The following is a 20,488-nucleotide window of genomic DNA, read 5'->3' as shown; positions in this document are numbered from 1 at the left end:
CACAACTACACAGTAGAAGAAGTTAAAGGCTCAGACGCAACCGTTACATACGACACAATGAAAGCGAATGTAACAGTCACAGTTAAACACGATGGTACTGCTAAAGTTCTTATCGCGACTGTAGGCGACATTGCGGACAAAGAATTTAACAACCGTGTGACTCCTCCAGAAGAGCCTAAGTTCCAACCAGAGAAATACGTTCTTAGCGATGGTAACGGTAAGTTCGATATCACTGGTACTAAACTTCTTGATGACGATAAAGAGTTGGCAGACAAGTACGCAGAAACAAATGCGAACCCATATGCGGATTCTTCAGATGGTAAGAAACTTTCAAATGGTGAAATCGTAGGTAAAAACGAAGCAGAAAACATCAATACTAAAGCTGTTAAACGTGGCGAAACTATCAACTACCAAGTATGGCTTGATACAAATCAATTTGATGCAAACAACAAGGATAACATCCAAACTGTTGGTATCACTGATGATTATGATGAAGCTAAATTGGAAGTTAAAGCCTCAGACATTAAGGCTTACGATGGTAAGACTGGTGCTGATGTTACTGACAAGTTCGACATCTCTATCGCTAACGGCGTGATTACTGCTAACCTTAAAGCTGGCTTCACTAAGTCACTTGGCGATGCGGAAAACACTCAAATTATCGATACTACTAAGTTCGAATTTGGACGTTACTACAAGTTTGTCATCCCAGCTAAGGTTACTGACGGTGCTTACGATGGTGCTGAAATTGAAAATACAGCAGCTCAAGTAGTAAACTACTACAACCCAACTACTAAGACTGTTGAAAAACCAAACAAACCAACTGAAAAACGTGTTAACAACGTTCCAACTGCTATCGAGTTGATCTTCGGTAAGACACTTAACGGACGTAAGTTGCAAGATAAAGAATTTACTTTCGAATTGAAAGATGAAAAAGGTAATGTTCTTGAAACAGTTAAGAATGATGCCGAAGGTAAAGTTAAATTCTCTACTATCAACTATGCTAAAGCAGATCTCGGTAAGACATTCAACTACACAGTAGAAGAAGTTAAAGGAACTGATACAACTGTTACTTACGATAACATGAAAGTCAATGTTACTGTTCAAGTTATCCAACCTTCAGTAGGAGATCAATTGTCAACAGTTATCTCTTACGCTACAGTAGGTGGAGATGCTTATGGTGGTGACGATCGTGTCTTCGATAACGAGGTTACTCCTAACTTCAAACCAGAGAAATATGTTGTTTCAGAACCAAGCTTCGACATCATTGGTAACAAACTTGCTGATGACGACGATTCAGCTGATAAAGTTGAAATCCAAAACTTGAATGGTAAGACCCTCAAACGTGGTCAAAAGATCTACTATCAAGTATGGCTTGATACTCGTGACTTCACTGCAGAAAGCAACCTTCAAACAGTTGGTATCACAGACAACTACGAAGAAGCTAAGCTCGATATCGACGCTTCTGAAATCAAGGTTTACGATGGTATCACTGGTAAGGATGTTACAGACAAGTTCGATATTAAAGTTGAAAATGGTGTTCTCTATGGTACATCTAAAGCAAGCTTGACTAAAGCTATTAGTGCAACAGATGCTACTCCAGTCATCGATACAACTAAATTCGAGTTTGGTCGTTACTATAAATTTGATATCCCAGCTGTTGTTAAAGACATCGATGCTAACGACGGTGTAGATATTGAAAATACAGCCAACCAAACAATTCACCAATACAACCCATTCAATAAGAAAGTTACAACTCCTGAAAAACCAACTCAAACACGTGAAAACAACGTTCCAGTTCCACTCGAGTTCAACTATACTAAACGACTTGAAGGACGTGAGTTGACTGCAGGTGAGTTCAGCTTCGTATTGAAAGACAAAGATAACAAGATTCTTCAAACAGTAACCAACGATAAAGATGGTCACATCAAGTTTGAAAAACTCTTGTTCAACAAAGATGATCTTGGTAAGACATTTACTTACACAGTTGAAGAAGTAGCTGGTAAAGATGCTTCAATCACTTACGATGCTATGAAAGCTACTGTGACAGTGGAAGTTACTAAGGAAGGCAAAGTTCTCACAACTGTCGTTAACCATGCTTCAACAGGCGGATTCGCTTCAAGTGCTAACGATAAAGAGTTCAACAACAAAGTTCGCCCACCAGAAACACCTAAGTTCCAACCAGAGAAATACGTTGTTTCTGAAGAGAAATTCGATATCACTGGTGACAAACTCGTTGATGATGATAAAGAGTTGGCAGACAAGTACGCAGACACAAATGCGAACCCATATGCGGACGATGCATCAAACAACGAAAAACAAAACTTAAATACTAAGTCTGTTAAACGTGGTGATAAACTTGTTTACCAAGTATGGCTCGATACAACTCAATTCGATGCTAACAACAAGGATTACATCCAAACAGTTGGTATTTCTGATGACTACGATGAAACTAAATTGGATCTTGATGCTTCAGCTATTAAAGCTTACGATTCAGTAACAGGCGAAGATGTAACAGCTAAATTCGACATCAAAGTTGAAAATGGTATGATTACTGCTAACCTTAAAGATGGCTTCACTAAGTCACTTGGAGACGATGCAAATACTCAAATCATCGACACAACTAAGTTTGCCTTTGGCCGTTACTATAAATTCGATATCCCAACCACTGTTAAAGACTCTGTTCCTGGTGGTGTAGATATTGAAAATACAGCTGGACAAGTAGTTCACTTCTACAACCCACAAACTAAGAAGACAGAAATCCCTACTAAACCAACTGAAAAACGTGTAAACAGCGTTCCAATCTCAGTTGAATTCAACTTCACTAAGAAACTTGAAGGCCGTGAGCTTAAAGCAAACGAATTCAGCTTCCAATTGAAGGATGAAGCAGGAAATGTCATCGAAACTGTTAAGAACGATGCTTCAGGTAACGTTAAGTTCAAAGCTATTGAGTACAAGAAAGGCCAAGAAGGTACTTACAAGTACACAGTAGAAGAAGTTAAAGGTACTGATGGCACAGTTCAATACGACGGTATGAAAGCTGTTGTTACAGTTGAAGTTAAACATGATGGAACAGCTAAAGCACTTATCACTAACGTGACAGATGCAGCTGATAAAGAGTTCAACAACAAAGTAACTCCTCCAGATACTCCAGACTTCAACCCAGAGAAATACATCCTTAACGAATCTAAATTCGATCTTACAGGAGTTAAACTTCTCGACGATGATAGCGAATTGAAAGATAAGGTTGCAGATACTAACGCAAATCCTTACGCTGATAAGACTGATAACAACGAAGCTCAAAATATCAATACTAAGACACTCAAGAAAGGTGATAAAGTATACTACCAAGTATGGTTGGATACAACTAAATTCACTGACGCTCACAATATCCAATCTGTAGGTGTTACAGATAAATATGACAGCGAAAACTTGACTGTTAACGTTAAAGATATTAAAGCATACGACTCTGTAACAGGAGAAGATGTGACAGCTAAGTTCGATATCACTCTTGTTGATGGTGTAATCACTGCAACATCTAAAGCTGACCTTACTAAGTCACTTGGCGATGCAGAAAATACACAAGTTATCGACACAACTAAGTTCGCCTTCGGACGTTACTACAAGTTTGAAATCCCAGCAGAAATTAAACAATCTGCTAAGGGCGGTGTTGACATCGAAAATACAGCCTCACAAATCGTTCACCAATACGATCCACAAAGTAAGACTGTTAAGAAACCTGAAAAACCAACAGAAAAACGTGTCGTAAACATCCCAGTTGAAGTTGAATTTAACTTCACTAAGAAACTTGAAGGCCGTGAACTTAAGGCGGATGAATTCAGCTTCGTTCTTAAAGATAAAGATGGAAACATCCTTCAAACAGTTAAGAACGACGCTGCAGGTAACGTTAAATTTGCTGCTCTTGAATTCAAGAAAGGCCAAGAAGGTACTCACAACTACACTGTAGAAGAAGTTAAGGGTACTGATGGAACTGTTTCTTACGATTCAATGAAAGCTCTTGTTACTGTTGAAGTCTCACACGATGGTAAAGCGAAAGCACTTATCACTAAAGTGAACGACCCAGCAGATAAAGAATTCAACAATACTGTTCGTCCACCAGAAAAACCTAAGTTCCAACCAGAGAAATACGTTGTTTCTAAAGAGAAATTCGATATCACTGGTATGAAACTTGTTGACGATGATGCTGAGTTGAAAGATAAAGTAGGCGATACTAACAAGGATCCTTACGCTGACAGCACAGCTAACAACGAAGCTGAAAATATCAATACTAAGACACTCAAGAAAGGTGATAAGTTTGTCTACCAAGTATGGCTCGACACAACTAACTTCACTGACGCTCACAATATCCAATCTGTAGGTGTTACAGATAAATATGACAGCGAAAACTTGAACATCAATGTTGCTGATATTAAAGCATACGACTCTGTAACAGGAGAAGATGTGACAGCTAAGTTCGATATCCAAATCGTTGACGGTGTGATTACTGCAACATCTAAAGCTGACCTTACTAAGTCACTTGGCGATGCAGAAAACACACAAGTGATCGATACTGCCAAATTGGCATTCGGACGCTACTACAAGTTCGATATTCCTGCAACTATCAAAGGCACTGCTAAAGATGGTGTAGACATCGAAAATACTGCGTCACAAATCGTTCACCAATACGACCCAACTAAGAAATCTGTTGAAAAACCAGAAAAACCAACAGAAAAACGTGTAGTCAATATCCCAACTAAGGTTGAGTTTGAATTCACTAAGAAACTTGAAGGTCGTGAACTTAAAGCTGGTGAGTTTAGCTTCGTACTTAAAGACAGCAAGGGTAATGTGATCGAAACTGTAAGCAATGATGCTAACGGTAAGATCAAGTTCTCAGCTCTTGAGTACAAACGTGGTGAAGAAGGTACTCACGTCTACACAGTAGAAGAAGTACAAGGTAACGATGCAACTGTTACCTACGATAAGATGGTTGCTACAGTCGTTGTTTCTGTAACTAAAGACGGTAAAGTCTTGACAGTAACTTCTCAATTGCCAGAAGATACTGAGTTCAACAATATTGTGACACCACCGACTCCTCCAACACCACCAACACCACCGACTCCACCAACACCACCAACTCCTCCAACACCACCGACTCCTCCAACTCCAGTGGTTCCACCAGTGACACCACCAACTACACCAGAAGCTCCTAAAGGACCAGCACTCCCTGAAACAGGTGATGATGCGTCTATGGCAGCTATGGCTCTCGGAGGAATCCTTGCGGCAGCTGGACTTGGTTTGGCAGGAAAACGCAAAAAAGAAGACTAAGATAGTTCATAGGTTAGATCCCTCAACATAGTTAGTTAGGCTATTTCGGTTTTCGAAAAAAGAGACTCATCCCATAAGGGGTGGGTCTCTTTTGTGTCTATTACAAGACAGTTTTTGTTTATATTAAAAAATTAGATAAAAACTCAAAAGGTGAAGAGGTTTATTCAACAAATATTAGTAACTTAGATTATAGGGGAAATTCCCATAAATAGTGATATGCATGAAAATGCTTATATGAAAAGGTTTGATTATTTTCACGAGGAGCTAGTTACTAATCATAATCCGTTTTTTATATTGATTAAAAATTAGAGAAAATACTTGCCTAAAGATTAAAAAAAGGATATGATAGACTTCGGAAGAAGGTTAATAAATGTATAGAGTGCGTGTTTTTTCAATAACGTCTTCGTTTTTTTGACGTGCCTTGGGGTACAAGGATTAACATATAGGAAGATTTTGAATGAAACAAGCAAATCATGTTTTTGAAAAAGTGACAAAATACGCCATTCGTAAATTGTCAGTAGGTGTAGGGCCAGTTGCTATCGGGACATTCTTGTTAGCAGGTGGTCTTTTCGTGTCTAAACCAGTTTCGGCAGACCAGGTTACTTCAGATGCATCGGTACACATGGCCTATGTCACAGAAAATGAATTAACAGCTGAAGAGCAGAAGCAAGTGGTACATGCTATTCCTAAGGAATATCAAAATGAGGACACTTTTTATCTGGTTTATAAACGTAAGGGAGACAGTCAAGCTACTCTTCCTCAGACAGGAAGCTCTGACTGGGCAGCGACAGGTTTAGGATTGGCAACAGCGACTATGGCTGTGTTGCTATTTTCAAAAAAACATCGTAAAAAAATTATTGGCTTGGTCTTGATTGGGGCCGCAGGGCAAAGTCTCCTTGTGCCGATAGAGGTTCTTGCCTTGCAAAACAAGGAGTTGCAGGCCTATAATCAAACTCTTGCGGTTTCAAATAAAGAAGATTTGGCTAAGGGTGTTATTGCCATTGATGGTTATGAGTATGTGGGTTATCTGCGTTACTCTGCTAAGCCGGAGCTTGAACAACCTTTGGAGAATACTTTGCAAGGGCTTGAGTCTTCAATAAAAGAAGATAATACAGTTAGTCAGGGGACAGCTGATAGGGATAGTAAGGGAATCAGTTGGAAAAAAGGAACACAGGAGCCAGGTCATGAAGGCGAGGCAGCTGTTCAGCCTGCTAATCCAGAGTACACTGAGCCAATTAGCGCTAAAGGTACGCAAGAATCAGGTCATGAAGGCGAGGCAGCTGTTCAACCTGCAAATCCAGATTACACTGGTCCAATCAGTGCTAAAGGTACGCAAGAATCAGGTTACGAAGGCGAATCTCTAGTTCAACCTGCTAACCCAGAGTACACTGGACCGATTAGTGCCAATGGTACCCAAGAAGTTGGTCACGAAGGCGAAGCAGCTGTTCAACCTGTCGCTCCAGAGTACACAGGTTCAATCAGTAGCGATACTACAAGTGCTAATGGAACGCAGGAAGTTGGTCACGAGGGTGAAGCATGGGTCCAACCGGCTAATCCAGAGTACACTGGACCAATCAGTGCGAACGGTACCCAAGAAGTTGGTCATGAAGGCGAGGCAGTTGTTCAACCAGCTAACCCAGAGTACACCGGTCCAATCAGTGCCAATGGTACCCAGGAAGTTGGTCACGAAGGCGAGGCAGTGGTTCAACCAGCTAACCCAGAGTACACTGGTCCAATCAGTGCCAATGGTACCCAAGAAGTTGGCCATGAAGGCGAAGCAGCTGTTCAACCTGCTAATCCAGACTATACAGGCAAACTGGAAGCCAAGGGTACACAAGAATCCGGTCATGAAGGTGAGGCGGCTGTCCAACCCGAGAATCCTGTCCACACTCCAGTTGTTGGAAGTGTCACAGAGACTGAAACGCAAGCCATCGATTATCCTATCGAAGTTATCACTGATGATAGCAAGTATGTGGATGAAGAGGTTGTCGAGCAAGAAGGTCAAAAAGGTAGCCAAGAAATCCAGAAAATTTACCAAACCATTGATGGTGTCAAGGTTGGTGAGCCAACTATTGTGTCAGGTAAGGTTATTGAGGTGCCACAACCTAGAAAACTTCGTCGTGGCAGCAAACCTCTAGATGGAACAACGACCGAAGAGTCTATTGTAGAGCTTCCATTTAAAGAAATTGTCCAAGAAGATGACACGCTTGAGAAGGGTACTTTACAGGTTGTTCAAGAAGGTCAAAAAGGTCAAAACAAAATCACCAAAGTCTATAAGACCTACAAAGGGAATAAGACGTCTGAGGCACCAACTGTCACTGAAACCGTGCTAGTTCCTGTTCAAGATCGTATCGTTCACAAAGGGACCAAGGTGTCTGAAAAACCAGTGCTTACGCTAACAAAGATTGACAAGGATGATTTGGGTCGTAGTGCTAAACTTAGCTACACCTTGACGAACCCAGGTTCAGCAGCTATCACGACTATTAAAGCGGTCCTCAAGCAAAACGGACAGATTGTCCAAACGCTTGATATTCCTAGCACGACCTTGACTGCTGACCTAACAAACTTAGACTATTACAAGCCATATACCCTCACAACAACCATGACCTATGATCGTGGCAATGGTGAGGAGAATCAGGTTTTGGCAGACCAAACTCTCCAACTGGATCTCAAGAAGGTTGAGCTTAAAGATTTTGCACGTACAGATTTGATTAAGTATGACAATCAAACAGAAGTGGATGAGACTCGTCTGGCAGCTGTACCTCAGGATCTCACGAATTACTATTTGAAGATGACTTCTGCGGATCAGAAGACCACTTACTTGGCTGTAAAAGCCATCGAAGAAACGACGGTTGATGGCAAGGCGGTTTATAAGGTAACTGCAGCAGCGGACAATTTGGTGCAACGTGATACCCAAAACCATTTTGCTCAAACCTATAGCTATTACATTGAGAAACCTCAGGCTAGCCAAGCCAATGTTTACTACGATTTTGCTGAGTTGGTCAATGCCATTCAGGCGAATCCTTCAGGTGAATTTAGGCTCGGACAAAGTATGAGTGCTCGTCACGTCGTTCCAAACGGTAAATCATACATTACGACCGAATTTACTGGTAAGTTGCTCAGTGATGGTGACAAACGCTATGCCATCTATGATTTAGAACATCCATTGTTTAATGTCATCAATGGCGGAACGATCAAGAATATCAACTTTGAAAATGTAGACATCAATCGCTCTGGTCAAAATCAAATCGCGACGCTTGGATTTAACCTTAAAAACAAAGGTCTGATTGAAGATGTTAAGGTGGCTGGTTCAGTGACTGGTAACAATGACGTTGCAGGTATTGTCAATAAGATTGATGAAGATGGCAAGATTGAAAATGTTGCCTTTCTCGGTAAAATCAACTCTGTTGGTAATAACTCAACAGTTGGTGGGATTGCTGGTTCAAACTACATGGGATTCGTCAACAGAGCCTATGTGGATGCGACTATTACAGCTCAAAATGCTAACGCAAGTATGCTGGTGCCATTTGTCACTTACATGCTCAACAGTTGGAAATCAGGAACGAAGGCTAAGGTAACCAATTCAGTAGCTAAAGGTGTTCTTGATGTTAAAAACACAAGGAATGTCGGTGGTATTGTCGCTAAGACATGGCCTTACGGCGCTGTTCAAGACAATGTGACCTATGCTAAGGTTATCAAGGGCCAAGAAATCTTTGCTTCTAACGATGTCAATGATGAAGACGGTGGCCCATACATCAAAGATCTCTTTGGTGTTGTTGGCTATAGCTCGGCCGAAGATGGTACTGGTAAAGATACTAAGAGTCCGAATAAGCTCAAACATTTGACCAAGGAAGAAGCTGACAAGCGTGTTGAAGGTTACAAGATCACAGCTGATACATTTGTTAGCGAGCCTTACGCGTTGAATACGCTTAACAATGTTTCTAGTCAAGCTGATTTTGCCAATATTCAAGACTATAAGCCAGAATACAAGCAGGCTTACAAGAATATTGAGAAATTCCAGCCATTCTATAACAAGGATTATATTGTCTATCAAGCAAACAAACTGGCCAAGGACCACAACTTGAATACCAAAGAGGTGCTCTCAGTGACACCAATGAAAGACAGTAATTTTGTCACAGACCTAAGCGATGCTAACAAGATTATTGTTCACTACGCTGATGGAAGCAAAGACTACTTCAAGCTTTCAGAGAGTTCAGAAGGGTTGAGTAACGTTAAGGAATATACTGTTTCTGATTTGGGTATCAAGTACACTCCAAATATCGTTCAAAAAGACCACTCAAGTCTTATCAATGGTATCGTTGATATCCTGAAACCGATTGAGTTGCAGTCTGATCCGATTTACCAAAAACTTGGCCGTACTGGTCCAAATAAGGTCAATGCTATCAAGAACCTCTTCTTGGAAGAAAGCTTTGACGCTGTTAAGGCTAATTTGACTAACCTAGTAACTAAGCTGGTTCAAAATGAAGATCACCAGCTTAACCAATCACCAGCTGCTCAACAAATGATTCTTGACAAGGTCGAGAAAAATAAAGCAGCCCTCTTGCTAGGGTTGACCTACTTGAATCGTTATTACGGTGTGAAGTTTGATGATGTTAACATCAAAGAAATCATGCTCTTCAAACCAGATTTCTATGGTAAAAATGTGGATGTCCTTGACCGTTTGATTGAGATTGGCTCTAAGGAAAATAATATCAGTGGTTCAAGAACCTACGATGCTTTCGGTGAAGTTCTCGCCAAAAGTACCCTTTCTAGTGATCTCACCGACTTCCTCAACTACAACCGAAAACTCTTTACGACTATCGACAATATGAATGATTGGTTCATCGATGCTGCTAAGGATAAGGTCTACGTTGTAGAGAAGGCGTCTCAAAATGAAGGTGTTGGTGAGCATAAGTATCGTGTTTATGACAACCTTAGTCGTGGTCTCCACCGCAAGATGATTTTGCCTTTGTTGAACCTTGATAAGACAGAGATGTTCTTGATTTCTACCTATGATACTATGTCTTATGGAACAGCTAACAAGTACAACACAACCCTAGAGAAGTTGAAACCAGAGATTGATCTAGCGGCCCAACGTCAAATCAACTATCTTGATTTCTGGCAAAGATTGGCTGCAGATAATGTCAAAAACAAATTGTTCAAAGACATTGTCAATCCAATCTGGGAAGGTTTCTATGTCTGGGGTCATGGTTGGCCAGGTTGGCCAGAGCGCTACGGCCAATTCAAGAACAGTACGGAAGTCTATGCGCCAATCCGTGAAATCTATGGACCAGTTGGTGAGTACTACGGTGATAACGGAGCCATGGCAGGTGCCTATGCTGCCATCTACGACAACCCATACGATAATCGTGCCAAGGTTACTTATGTCATGTCTAACATGATTAGCGAGTACGGTGCTTCAGCTTTTACCCATGAAACAACTCATATCAATGACCGTATTGCCTACTTTGGAGGTTTTGGTCGTCGTGAAGGAACAGACGTTGAAGCTTATGCCCAAGGAATGTTGCAATCACCAGCGACTCAGGGTCACCAGGGTGAATACGGTGCTCTAGGACTCAACATGGCCTTTGAAAGAGAAAACGATGGTAACCAGTGGTACAACACCAATCCGAACAAGTTGAACTCGCGTGAAGCCATTGACCGTTACATGAAGGGCTACAACGATACCCTTATGCTTCTTGATTCATTGGAAGGAGAAGCAGTTCTCAGTCAAGGCAAGCAAGAGCTCAATAACGCATGGTTCAAGAAGGTAGACAAACAGCTACGAGGCAATAGTAAAAACCAATACGACAAGGTGCGTGCTCTAAGTGATAGCGAAAAGGCTATTAGCTTGACCTCTATTGATGACCTTGTGGATAATAACTTCATGACCAATCGTGGCCCTGGAAATGGTGTTTATAAACCTGAGGACTTCTCTTCTGCCTATGTCAATGTGCCAATGATGTCTGCCATTTATGGTGGTAATACCAGTGAGGGCTCTCCAGGTGCCATGTCCTTCAAACACAATACCTTTAGACTCTGGGGTTACTACGGCTATGAAAAAGGCTTCTTAGGTTATGCGACCAACAAGTACAAACAAGAAGCAAAAGCGGCTGGTAAGAACACCCTTGGTGATGACTTTATCATTAACAAGATTTCTGATGGTCAGTTCAACTCCCTAGAAGACTTCAAGAAGGCCTACTTCAAAGAAGTGAAAGAAAAAGCGTCTCATGGTTTGACGACAGTTACTGTTGACGGTACATCAGTAAGCTCTTACGATGATTTGTTAGCCTTGTTTAAAGCGGCAGTAGCCAAAGACGCTGCAAGTCTTAAAACAGATAATAATGGCAATAAATCTGTGTCAACAAGCCATACGACAAAACTCAAAGAAGCTGTCTATAAGAAACTTCTTCAAGAGACAGACAGTTTCACAAGTTCTATTTTCAAATAATAGGTGAAAGAATCCCTTTTGGTAAATGCCAAAGGGATTTTTGAATCTGTTGAGAATATGGGAAGTAGGAGCCTCTAGGTCAGTATTGGCAAGGGATTGGGAGAGGTGTGGGGTGAGCTATTAAAACATTTTCTTTTTGAAGGGAGAGAATTTTGTATTTTAATAAATATCACCAAAACTAAAAAATACGGTTAGAGTAACGAAGATTTTTAATAAAAGATGGTTTGATATAAAAGTATTTTAAAAATTATAAAACTGACAAAATAGGGAATTGTGCTAAATAAAAGCACGAACGTTTTTGAAGTTTCAAAGGACTTAGATAAAAGTTTTAAATTAATGTTTTCTAATAAAAGTTAAACTTTTACACAATTATTAGTATATATTTGACAATTTAATAATTATAGTATAAAATGGAAATTGTATATAAAGTAATTTGGATATTGAGGAAATTTATTATTATGAGAGATATGTTTAATAAACGCCAACGTTTTTCATTAAGAAAATACAGCTTTGGTGTAGCCTCTGTACTTTTGGGAGTTTCAATCTTCTCAAATGCACAGGGTGCCCAAGCTGATGAAACGGTAGCACCAACTACCGCAGGTATGGAAACAACTGCTGAGCCAGATGTCGTCGTGGAGCAATCAACGCCAACAACATCAGTAGCTCCAGCAACAACAGAAAACGCACCAAGTTCAGTCTCTACTGTGGCCTTGGCTAGTGAACAACCACAATCAGCAGCTCAAAGCCAAGCAGCTTCAACAACTAGTCAAACAGCAGCTAGTTCAGAAGTAGCTTCTCAGGCTGCATCGCAAGCGAGCTCTGAGTCTGCAACAGCGACTGCTTCATCTGTAGCTACAAGTGCTCAAGCTCTTAGCTCAACAGCTGTAGCAGAAACTCCTGTTGCTGGTCAAGTATCAGCACAAACAAGTGCGGCTACTTCAGTTGCGACTGCAGCAGAAACTGCCAGTGCAGAGTCTACAACTAACGCTGTAAATAGTGTCCTTAAAGTAGCGACTAGCGAGTTAGCTGTGACAAGCAGTGAATTGAATGCTGCTGAAGCAAGCCTTAACTCTGAAAACCTCATCAATGCTATGGGACTTGCGGTATCAAACCGTAGCCTTCGTACAGCTGATGCGGTTGCTGTTTTGACAAATGCTGGAGCAGGCTCAACAAACCCTGACTTGACAAACCTTGGCTACAAACTTGCCTATTTGCCAGAGCGTCAACAATACTTTGTTAATATTGATTACATCAACCACCTCAAAGTCGGTCGTGATAACCGAGGAGTAATGAGACCTTATGACTACGTTACAAACGGTAATTACATGGTTGTTGTTAACTACGCTAACCTTGGTATTATTGACTATGTCGATGAAGCAGGAAACAAGATTCCTGGATCTTCAACATACCGTATCAATAACTCAACTGAAACAATCACAGCAAACGGTAAGACTTACAATAAAATCTACGATGCTGGTGTAACAGAACTTCCACCAGTACCAGCAGGATACCGCATCAAGTATGCATCTGCTGACAAATCTAAAGCTAATGCTTACGTAGATGTCTTGAAGTCAGAACGTCAATACGACTATAACAACGGTATTGCAACTATCCGTTCAGAACGTACTTGGGACCGTAACCAAAGCCGTGTCGTTGACCTTGTTCAATTTGCCAACGGTTCGCAAGGATTGGACGCTTCAATTGATGCCAATGGTGGTGGTCAATACCTAGCTCCAGGTTACCGTTACCACATTATCGTGGAAAAAGACACTAAAGATGTTACTAAAGCAACAAGTCAAACAGTGACATACACTGGTGCTGATACGAAGACACCAGCTGCCAACACTCAAAATGACTTTAGCTTCAACGGTAAAGAAGATCCTACAACTAATACAACAACTTGGACTGAAACGACTCACACTTATGGAACAGTTAAGACTCCAGTTGTTATTGGTTACTACGCCGATAAAGCGGTAGCAGGTGGCAAGACAGTTACTCCAGATGCACCAAATGCGACAGACACAGTGACATACAAAGCCTTTGGTAAATTTATCGCTGTGGATGAAAATGGAAATCCAATTCCAGGTGTATCAACAACTGCCTACACTAACGATCCTAATGATGCGACTAAGATGATTGCCATCGACAAGACGCTTCCAAGTATTCCTGGTTACACTGTTAAGGTTGTCCCTGCATCACCATCAAATCCAGGTGAAGACACTCGTGTCGTTTACGTAGCAATCGTTAACGATGTGACTAAGGCGACGAAACAAACAGTTACATTCCAAGGTGCTGGCGATAAAACTCCAGCTGCAGATGTGAAATCTGACTATACCTTTGCAGGTAAGGATAACCAAGCGACTGGCAAGGTGACTTGGAATGAAACTAGCCACACTTACGGTACAGTTAAGGTTCCTGTTGTTAATGGTTACTATGCCGATAAAGCGGTAGCAGGTGGTAAGACAGTAACTCCAGATGCTCCAGAAGCAACTGATACCGTAACTTATAAGGCCTTTGGTAAATTTGTCATTGTCGATGAAAATGGGAACCCAATTGCAGGTGTGTCAGATACTGCCTACATCAATGATCCTAACGATCCAACTAAGATGATTGCAGTTGACAAGAACTTGCCAACTATCCCAGGTTACACTGCTAAGGTAGTACCTGTAACACCAGGTGACTTGTCTAGCGATACTAAGGTTGTTTACGTTAAGAACGATCAAAAAGCAAGTGTTGTTTACCGTGATGAAACAAGTGGTTCAACCCTTGAAACTGTTGCTTTGGCTGGTAAGTCTGGTGAAGCGGTTAACTATTCAACAGCTGAACGTATCAAACACTATCAAGACCTTGGCTATGTCCTTGTAACAGATGGTTACCCAACTGGTGCAAGCTTTGACTTGGATAGCACAGTTGACCAAGTTTGGACAGTAAGCTTCAAACGTGTAGCACTTGACTTTAATCCAGACAATGCTCACGAACCAGGAACACCAATCTATCCTAACCAACCAAACGGTCCAAAATGGCCAGCTAAGGATGCTTACCTTAAAGATGTGACATACACTGTTCACTATGCAAGCAAAGATAGCAATGCTAAATTGCCAGCAGATAGTGTTCAGAAAGCACAATGGAAACGTTCATTGACGCTTGATTCTGTAACAGGTGATATTCTTACAACTGGTGAATGGAAGGCAGATAAGACTAAGTTTGATCTCGTGATTACACCAATGGTTAACGGTTACTTCGCCGATAAAGGCCGTGTGGCTTCTCAAGATGTCACTATGGACAGCAAGGTTGAGACTGTAACTTACACTAAATTTGGTAAGATTATTGCCGTTGACGAAAAAGGGAATCCAATCCCAGGTGTTGAAGCAGTTACTTACACAAATGATCCTAACGATCCAACTAAGGCTGCTATGACACTTGTTCCTGAAGTGAAAGGTTACAAGGCTGATAAGACTGGTGTGACACCAAGCAACCCTGGTGAAGATACAAAGGTTGTTTACAAGGTGGTTAATGCAGAACCTGCTAAACCGGCAGTTAACAAAGAAGTTGGTACTATCGTTGTTATCTACCGTGACGAGTATGGTAACCAAATCAAGATGCCACTTGTGATCACTAACTCTGTTGGTTCAGAAGTTAATGTTCATGGTGACCGTTACATCTACCGTAACGGTGTGAAATATGAATTGATCCGTCAAGAAGGTAAATCTACAGACAAGATGACAGAAGGTCAAACAGTCGTAACTTACATCTACCGTAAAGTCGAAGATGGCTCAACACCATCAAACGGTAACGGTGGTCAATCTGGAAGTTCAACATCTAAGGCTGTCAAAGCAACTTCAAACGGTTCTAAAGGATCTAAAGGTTCTGGATCTGGTTCAGCTGCTGATGGAGCATCAGATGGTAAAGGTTCAGATAAGAAGAAATCTGGAAACAAAGATGGTAAGAAGGCAGATGGCTCTGATAAAGCTAAAGAAGGCGATGAACAATTGCCAGTAACAGGTGAGTCAGATAACAACCTTGCAGCAATGGGTGTTGTTGTCATGGGACTCATGTCAGGACTTGCAGCTATGAATCGTCGTAAAAACCAAGACTAAGATTTCCACACCTTATCTCTCATAAAATCCAAAAATAAAATCTCTCTCGAGCGTGATTGCTCGGGAGAGATTTTTTGGTCTGCGGATAAAAATTATGGAATCTCCCAAGGTTTGTGAATCTTTTAAGCAGTATTTAGCTTGATAAGGTACAATAGAGTAAGACAAAACGAATGAGGAGACTGTCATGAAGTTTTTACATACGTCAGATTGGCATGTGGGGCGAACCCTCAATGGCTGGTCTTTGTTGGAGGAGCAGGAGTGGGCCTTTCAACAGATTGTGGATTTGGCTATTAGCGAAAAAGTGGATGGGGTTATCATTGCGGGAGACCTCTATGACCGTGCGGTGCCGCCTGTGGATGCGATTAAGCTATTTAATAAGACCTTGGCCCGCTTGGTCTTGGAGGAGCAGATTCCTGTCTATGCTATTAGTGGCAACCACGATGGTGCGGAACGTTTGCATTTTGGGCGTGACTTCTTTCAACCTCAGGGCCTTCATTTGAGCACACGTTTGGAGGAGGCTTTTGAGCCTATTGAGTTGGAGGCTTGCCAGATTTTCCTGCTTCCCTTTATTGACCCCATTGATGCTCGTATTTACTATAAAGACGATGAGAATAAGGAAATTCAGGGAATTGGTGATGCCTTGGCCTACATTCTCGAGGATATGGAAAAAGCTTTTGATCCTGACAAGGCCCATATTTTGGTGACGCATTTTGCGGTTTCTAAGAAGGATGATAGCGATGGTCAAAGTCTAAGAGAATTGATGTTGTCTGAAACCAGCAATACGGTAGGTGGTCTTTCTAATGTGACCAGTGACCTTTTCAAGGCTTTCGATTATGTGGCCTTGGGGCATATCCATACGCGTTTTGCCAGTCCGAACCAGCGCGTGCAATATTCAGGCAGTCCGGTCGCCTTTAATGTCAAAGAAGCCAAGCGTAAGGAAGAAAAGGGTGTCTATATTGTTGAATTGGATGCAACTGGAGACTTGTCTCAGACCTTCCATCCTCTAGAGGTCAAACGACCGATTTTGGCCTTGCAGGCGTCTTTTGAAACCTTGGTGTCACCTGAATTTTATAAGGAGCAGCCTTGTCAAAAGGCTTGGTTTGCCTTTGATATTCAATTGTTCAGTCGTAAGGAATTAGAGGGAATCAATGTGCGTGCCCGTTTGGAAGAGATTTATGGGACAGACATTGTAGAAATCACTTTCAGTCGTTTGGGTGATGTCAGGGAAGAAAGCTTGACTGTAGATCAGCACTTAAAAGATTTGGAAATGCAGTCGCCTCAGGAAATTGTCTCTGATTTTTACCAGACAGTGACTGGGGGCGAAGTCTTGTCGGAGAGACAAACTGCCCTTGTGGAAAGTATTTTTGAGGAGATTGGAAGGAGTGGACAATGAGACCAGTTCAGTTAGAATTGACCAATTTTGGACCTTATCGTAAGGAAGTCATCAATTTCACCCAGTTTGACCACGCTCCCCTCTTTTTGATTGGTGGGGACACGGGGGCTGGTAAGAGTACACTCTTTGATGCCATGACGGTTGCCTTGTTTGCCACAACCAGTGGCGATCGCAATGTTGAGGAGATGCGGTCAACCTTCGCTGGTCCAGAGGACGATCTGACTAAGGTGACTTTCTACTTCCAACAGGGTAAGCATCTTTATCGCATTGAGCGAGTGCTCCAGCAGGAGAGAGCCAAGCGAGGTGGGGGCACGACCATGCAAAAGGCGACGGCTTCTTTAGTCATTGTGGATAAGATTGGTGGTCAGGAAATTGAAAAGCTTGGGGATAAGATCAAGGAAGTGAGTGACCAGATTGAGCAGATTTTGGGACTCAATGCCGAGCAGTTCAAACAGATTATTCTCCTTCCGCAAAATGATTTCAGCCGTTTCTTGAAAGAAGATTCCAAGACCAAGACTCAGATTTTAAAGAAAATCTTTGGAACGGGTATTTTTGACCGTTTTCAAAAGAGCTTGGAAGAGCGTCTTCGTCAGAGCAATAAGGATATGGATAAGCGTCAAGCTCAGCTAGATGGCCATTTTGCTAGTCAGGTCTGGTCTGAGGAGGAATTAGCAGTCTTGGGGCAAACACCGGCCTCTGAAAAATTGGCACGCCTTGAAGAGCTTTTGTCTCAGCGTCAAGAAAGTCTTACGGAGCAAAAAAGCATCTTGAAGGATGCCCATGAGGATTTGGCTAAGCTGCAGAAGAGCTTGCAAACTGCCCAAGATTTGGCAATGATTTTCCAAGAATTGAAGCAAGCCAAGGAACGTTACCGTCTGGAAATTGAGGAAGGTGCTCAAGAACAGGCAGAGGCTAAAGTGCATCTGGAGGAATTGCAGTTTGCCCAAGGGTTGCAAGAAACTATTAGTAGCCTCAATCAATATCAGAAACAGTTGTTGCAATTAGAGCAGGATTTTGAAATCGCTCAGGAAGAATTGAGTGAAAAGCAGCAGGCTTTTGAGGGAGTTAAGGCACAAAAAGAGGCACTCGCAGCTCAATCTAAGGACTCTCTTCAAAAAGAAGAGGAGCTTGAAACTTGGAAAGAGGATATTATCTATGCTCAGAGTCTTGTCCTAGAGCAGGAGAAAATCAAACGTTCACGTACTAACTACAAGCAGTTGGAAGAAACCTATCAACAGGCGTCGAAAAAGATTGAGCTCCTCAACCAGTCCTTGTCAGATTTGGAGGCCAATCGCCTAAGTTTAGATAGCTTGCATGAAGCCGAAAAACTCCTCCAGTCTGTGGGTTACAGTGTGGATAATCAACTGGCTCAGGACCTGAAAGAAATAGAGGACTTGAAGCAGGAGTTGGCCAAGACGGAAAAACGTCAACAAGGGTTATCTTTGGATATTGACCAAGCTCAAGAAAGTCTCAAGGAATTGGAAGACCAGTTAGCAACCACTTTAGCTTCACGTCGTCAACTCATGATTGCCCAGTTGCAGGCAGAATTAGAGGATGGACAGCCATGTATGGTTTGTGGTTCCATTGCCCATCCTAAGGTCGATGGGACAAAGGCGAATGAAGCGGCCTTGAAGGATCTCATGAATCAGGTGGAGGAACTTCAAGCTCAAAAAGAAAGGCAAGTGGCTACCTTGTCAAACCGTCAGGCTACCTTGAGCGAGGTTGAATCTAAACGTCAAGATTTGCTTGACCAAGTGGCTAAAGTCAAGTTAACTCTTGAAAAACACTATCTAGAACTCCAAGAGCAAGTTAAGGGACAATTTGATTTTGATTTTGCTGAGGACTATGAAGCAGACTGTGGACAAACCTTACTCCGAAAGGTTGAACAGTATTATCAAGAGCTACACAAACGCTTTGATAAGGAAGAGGCAGATCGTCTCCATTATAAAGATGAGTTAGCCAAGGCTCAGGAAAAATCGATAGATTTGGCTAAAGCCTATCAAGAGGCTAAGGCGGCGCTTGACCAAGCTAAGGAACGTCTTAAGGAGTTACAAGAAGCTCATCAAGAGCTTGAATCTGTTGAGGTTTATCAAGAACGTATTTCCCTAGCAAAGCAGGAGTTGGACCTCTACAATAAGCAAGTCAAGGAAAATAGTGAAGCCTACAACCAACTTCATGCCGACATTCAAGGAATCAGGGGGCAACTTGAGAGCTTAACCAAGTCTAAAGAAAATGCTAGCCAAGAAACTAAGCGTTTATCGGCTGAACTAGACCAAAGTCTTATGGCTGAAGGGGCCCTCACCAATGACCTAGAGCAAATCCAGCTTTGGCTTCTTGAGGTGAACAAGCAAGCGATTCCTAAGCTCCAGGCTCAATTGACAAGCTACCAAACTCTTAAACAAGAGTTGAAGGCGCAGATTGTCAAGGGTCAAGAGCTTATCAAAGACCAAGAAAAGCCGGACCTTGGCAATCTAACACAAGCAGTAGAGGATTGTCAGGAAAGCTATGATAAGCAACTGGCTCAGGTTTCTGTCATGGAGCAGGGGCTTAAGGATGCGACGGCTACCTACAAAGCGGCCAAAACCCTTCAAGACAGTAATCAAGAGGCCTTTAAAGCTCACCAAGAACTCAGTGATTTGGTCAAGGTGGTTAAGGGAGAAAATACGGCTCTCACTGGGCGACTCAATCTTGAAGTCTATGTTATCCGTCAGTATTTCCAACAAATCTTGGACTATGCCAATGCTAACTACATCGGTCTCTTAACGGATAACCGCTATTCCTTTGTTCTGAGTGAAGAAGGGCGTCGGGCGCGTGATCACTTCGGCTTAGACATCAACGTCTATGACCAGCTGACAGGTAGCGAGCGTTCCGTCAAATCCTTGTCTGGAGGAGAAACCTTTATCGCCGCACTAGCTATTGCTCTATCCCTCTCAGAAGTCGTCCAAAATACCAGCAAGGGTGCTGTTGTTGAAGCCCTCTTCATCGACGAAGGTTTCGGTTCACTGGATAAGGAAGCCCTGACCAAAGCCATCGCTGTTCTGGAACAAATCGGTGAAAACCGTATGGTCGGTGTCATCAGTCACGTGGACGACATGAAAGAAGGCATCGCCCAACAATTAGCTATCATCAAGTCGCATGATGGCAGTAGCCGTATTAAAATTGTGGATAAAGGGTAAGAGAAGTCAAGGGGTTAAGAACTCTCGTCAAAACGTTTTAATTATTCTA

Annotated in this window: 5 protein-coding genes; all 5 read left to right on the top strand. The window is 42.1% G+C overall.

Annotated features, from left to right (window positions below; translation table 11 throughout):
- Positions 1–5,322, top strand: a 5,322-nt coding sequence (locus tag H7U02_RS09485) for an SspB-related isopeptide-forming adhesin (protein WP_201043262.1), incomplete at its 5' end; no start/stop codon positions are given.
- 457 nt (positions 5,323–5,779) lie between these two features.
- The gene (locus tag H7U02_RS09480; protein WP_201043260.1) at positions 5,780–11,773 is read left to right on the top strand and encodes a ZmpA/ZmpB/ZmpC family metallo-endopeptidase; all 5,994 of its coding nucleotides are present in this window, start codon (positions 5,780–5,782) and stop codon (positions 11,771–11,773) included.
- Positions 11,774–12,231: 458 nt separating this feature from the next.
- Positions 12,232–15,870, top strand: a complete 3,639-nt coding sequence (locus tag H7U02_RS09475) for a mucin-binding protein (RefSeq protein WP_201043258.1) — start codon at positions 12,232–12,234, stop codon at positions 15,868–15,870.
- Between the two features lie 184 nt (positions 15,871–16,054).
- Positions 16,055–17,263, top strand: a complete 1,209-nt coding sequence (locus tag H7U02_RS09470) for an exonuclease SbcCD subunit D (protein ID WP_110981097.1) — start codon at positions 16,055–16,057, stop codon at positions 17,261–17,263.
- Positions 17,260–20,439, top strand: coding sequence for an AAA family ATPase (locus tag H7U02_RS09465; protein WP_201043256.1), 3,180 nt, complete (start codon positions 17,260–17,262; stop codon positions 20,437–20,439). The genes H7U02_RS09470 and H7U02_RS09465 overlap by 4 nt, the downstream gene beginning before the upstream one ends.
- Positions 20,440–20,488: the final 49 nt, after the last annotated feature.

Origin of the sequence: Streptococcus sp. 3.1, from assembly GCF_016648915.1 — a bacterium.
Taxonomy (GTDB): Bacteria; Bacillota; Bacilli; order Lactobacillales; family Streptococcaceae; genus Streptococcus; species Streptococcus salivarius_E.
The sequence above is the reverse complement of the archived record's forward strand: the minus strand, read 5'-3'. Positions and strand labels throughout refer to the sequence as shown.

Coding starts and splice junctions, on each gene's coding strand:
- H7U02_RS09470 (WP_110981097.1), top strand. CDS start 16,055: ATGAAGTTTTTACATACGTCAGATTGGCATGTGGGGCGAACCCTCAAT.
- H7U02_RS09475 (WP_201043258.1), top strand. CDS start 12,232: ATGAGAGATATGTTTAATAAACGCCAACGTTTTTCATTAAGAAAATAC.
- H7U02_RS09465 (WP_201043256.1), top strand. CDS start 17,260: ATGAGACCAGTTCAGTTAGAATTGACCAATTTTGGACCTTATCGTAAG.
- H7U02_RS09480 (WP_201043260.1), top strand. CDS start 5,780: ATGAAACAAGCAAATCATGTTTTTGAAAAAGTGACAAAATACGCCATT.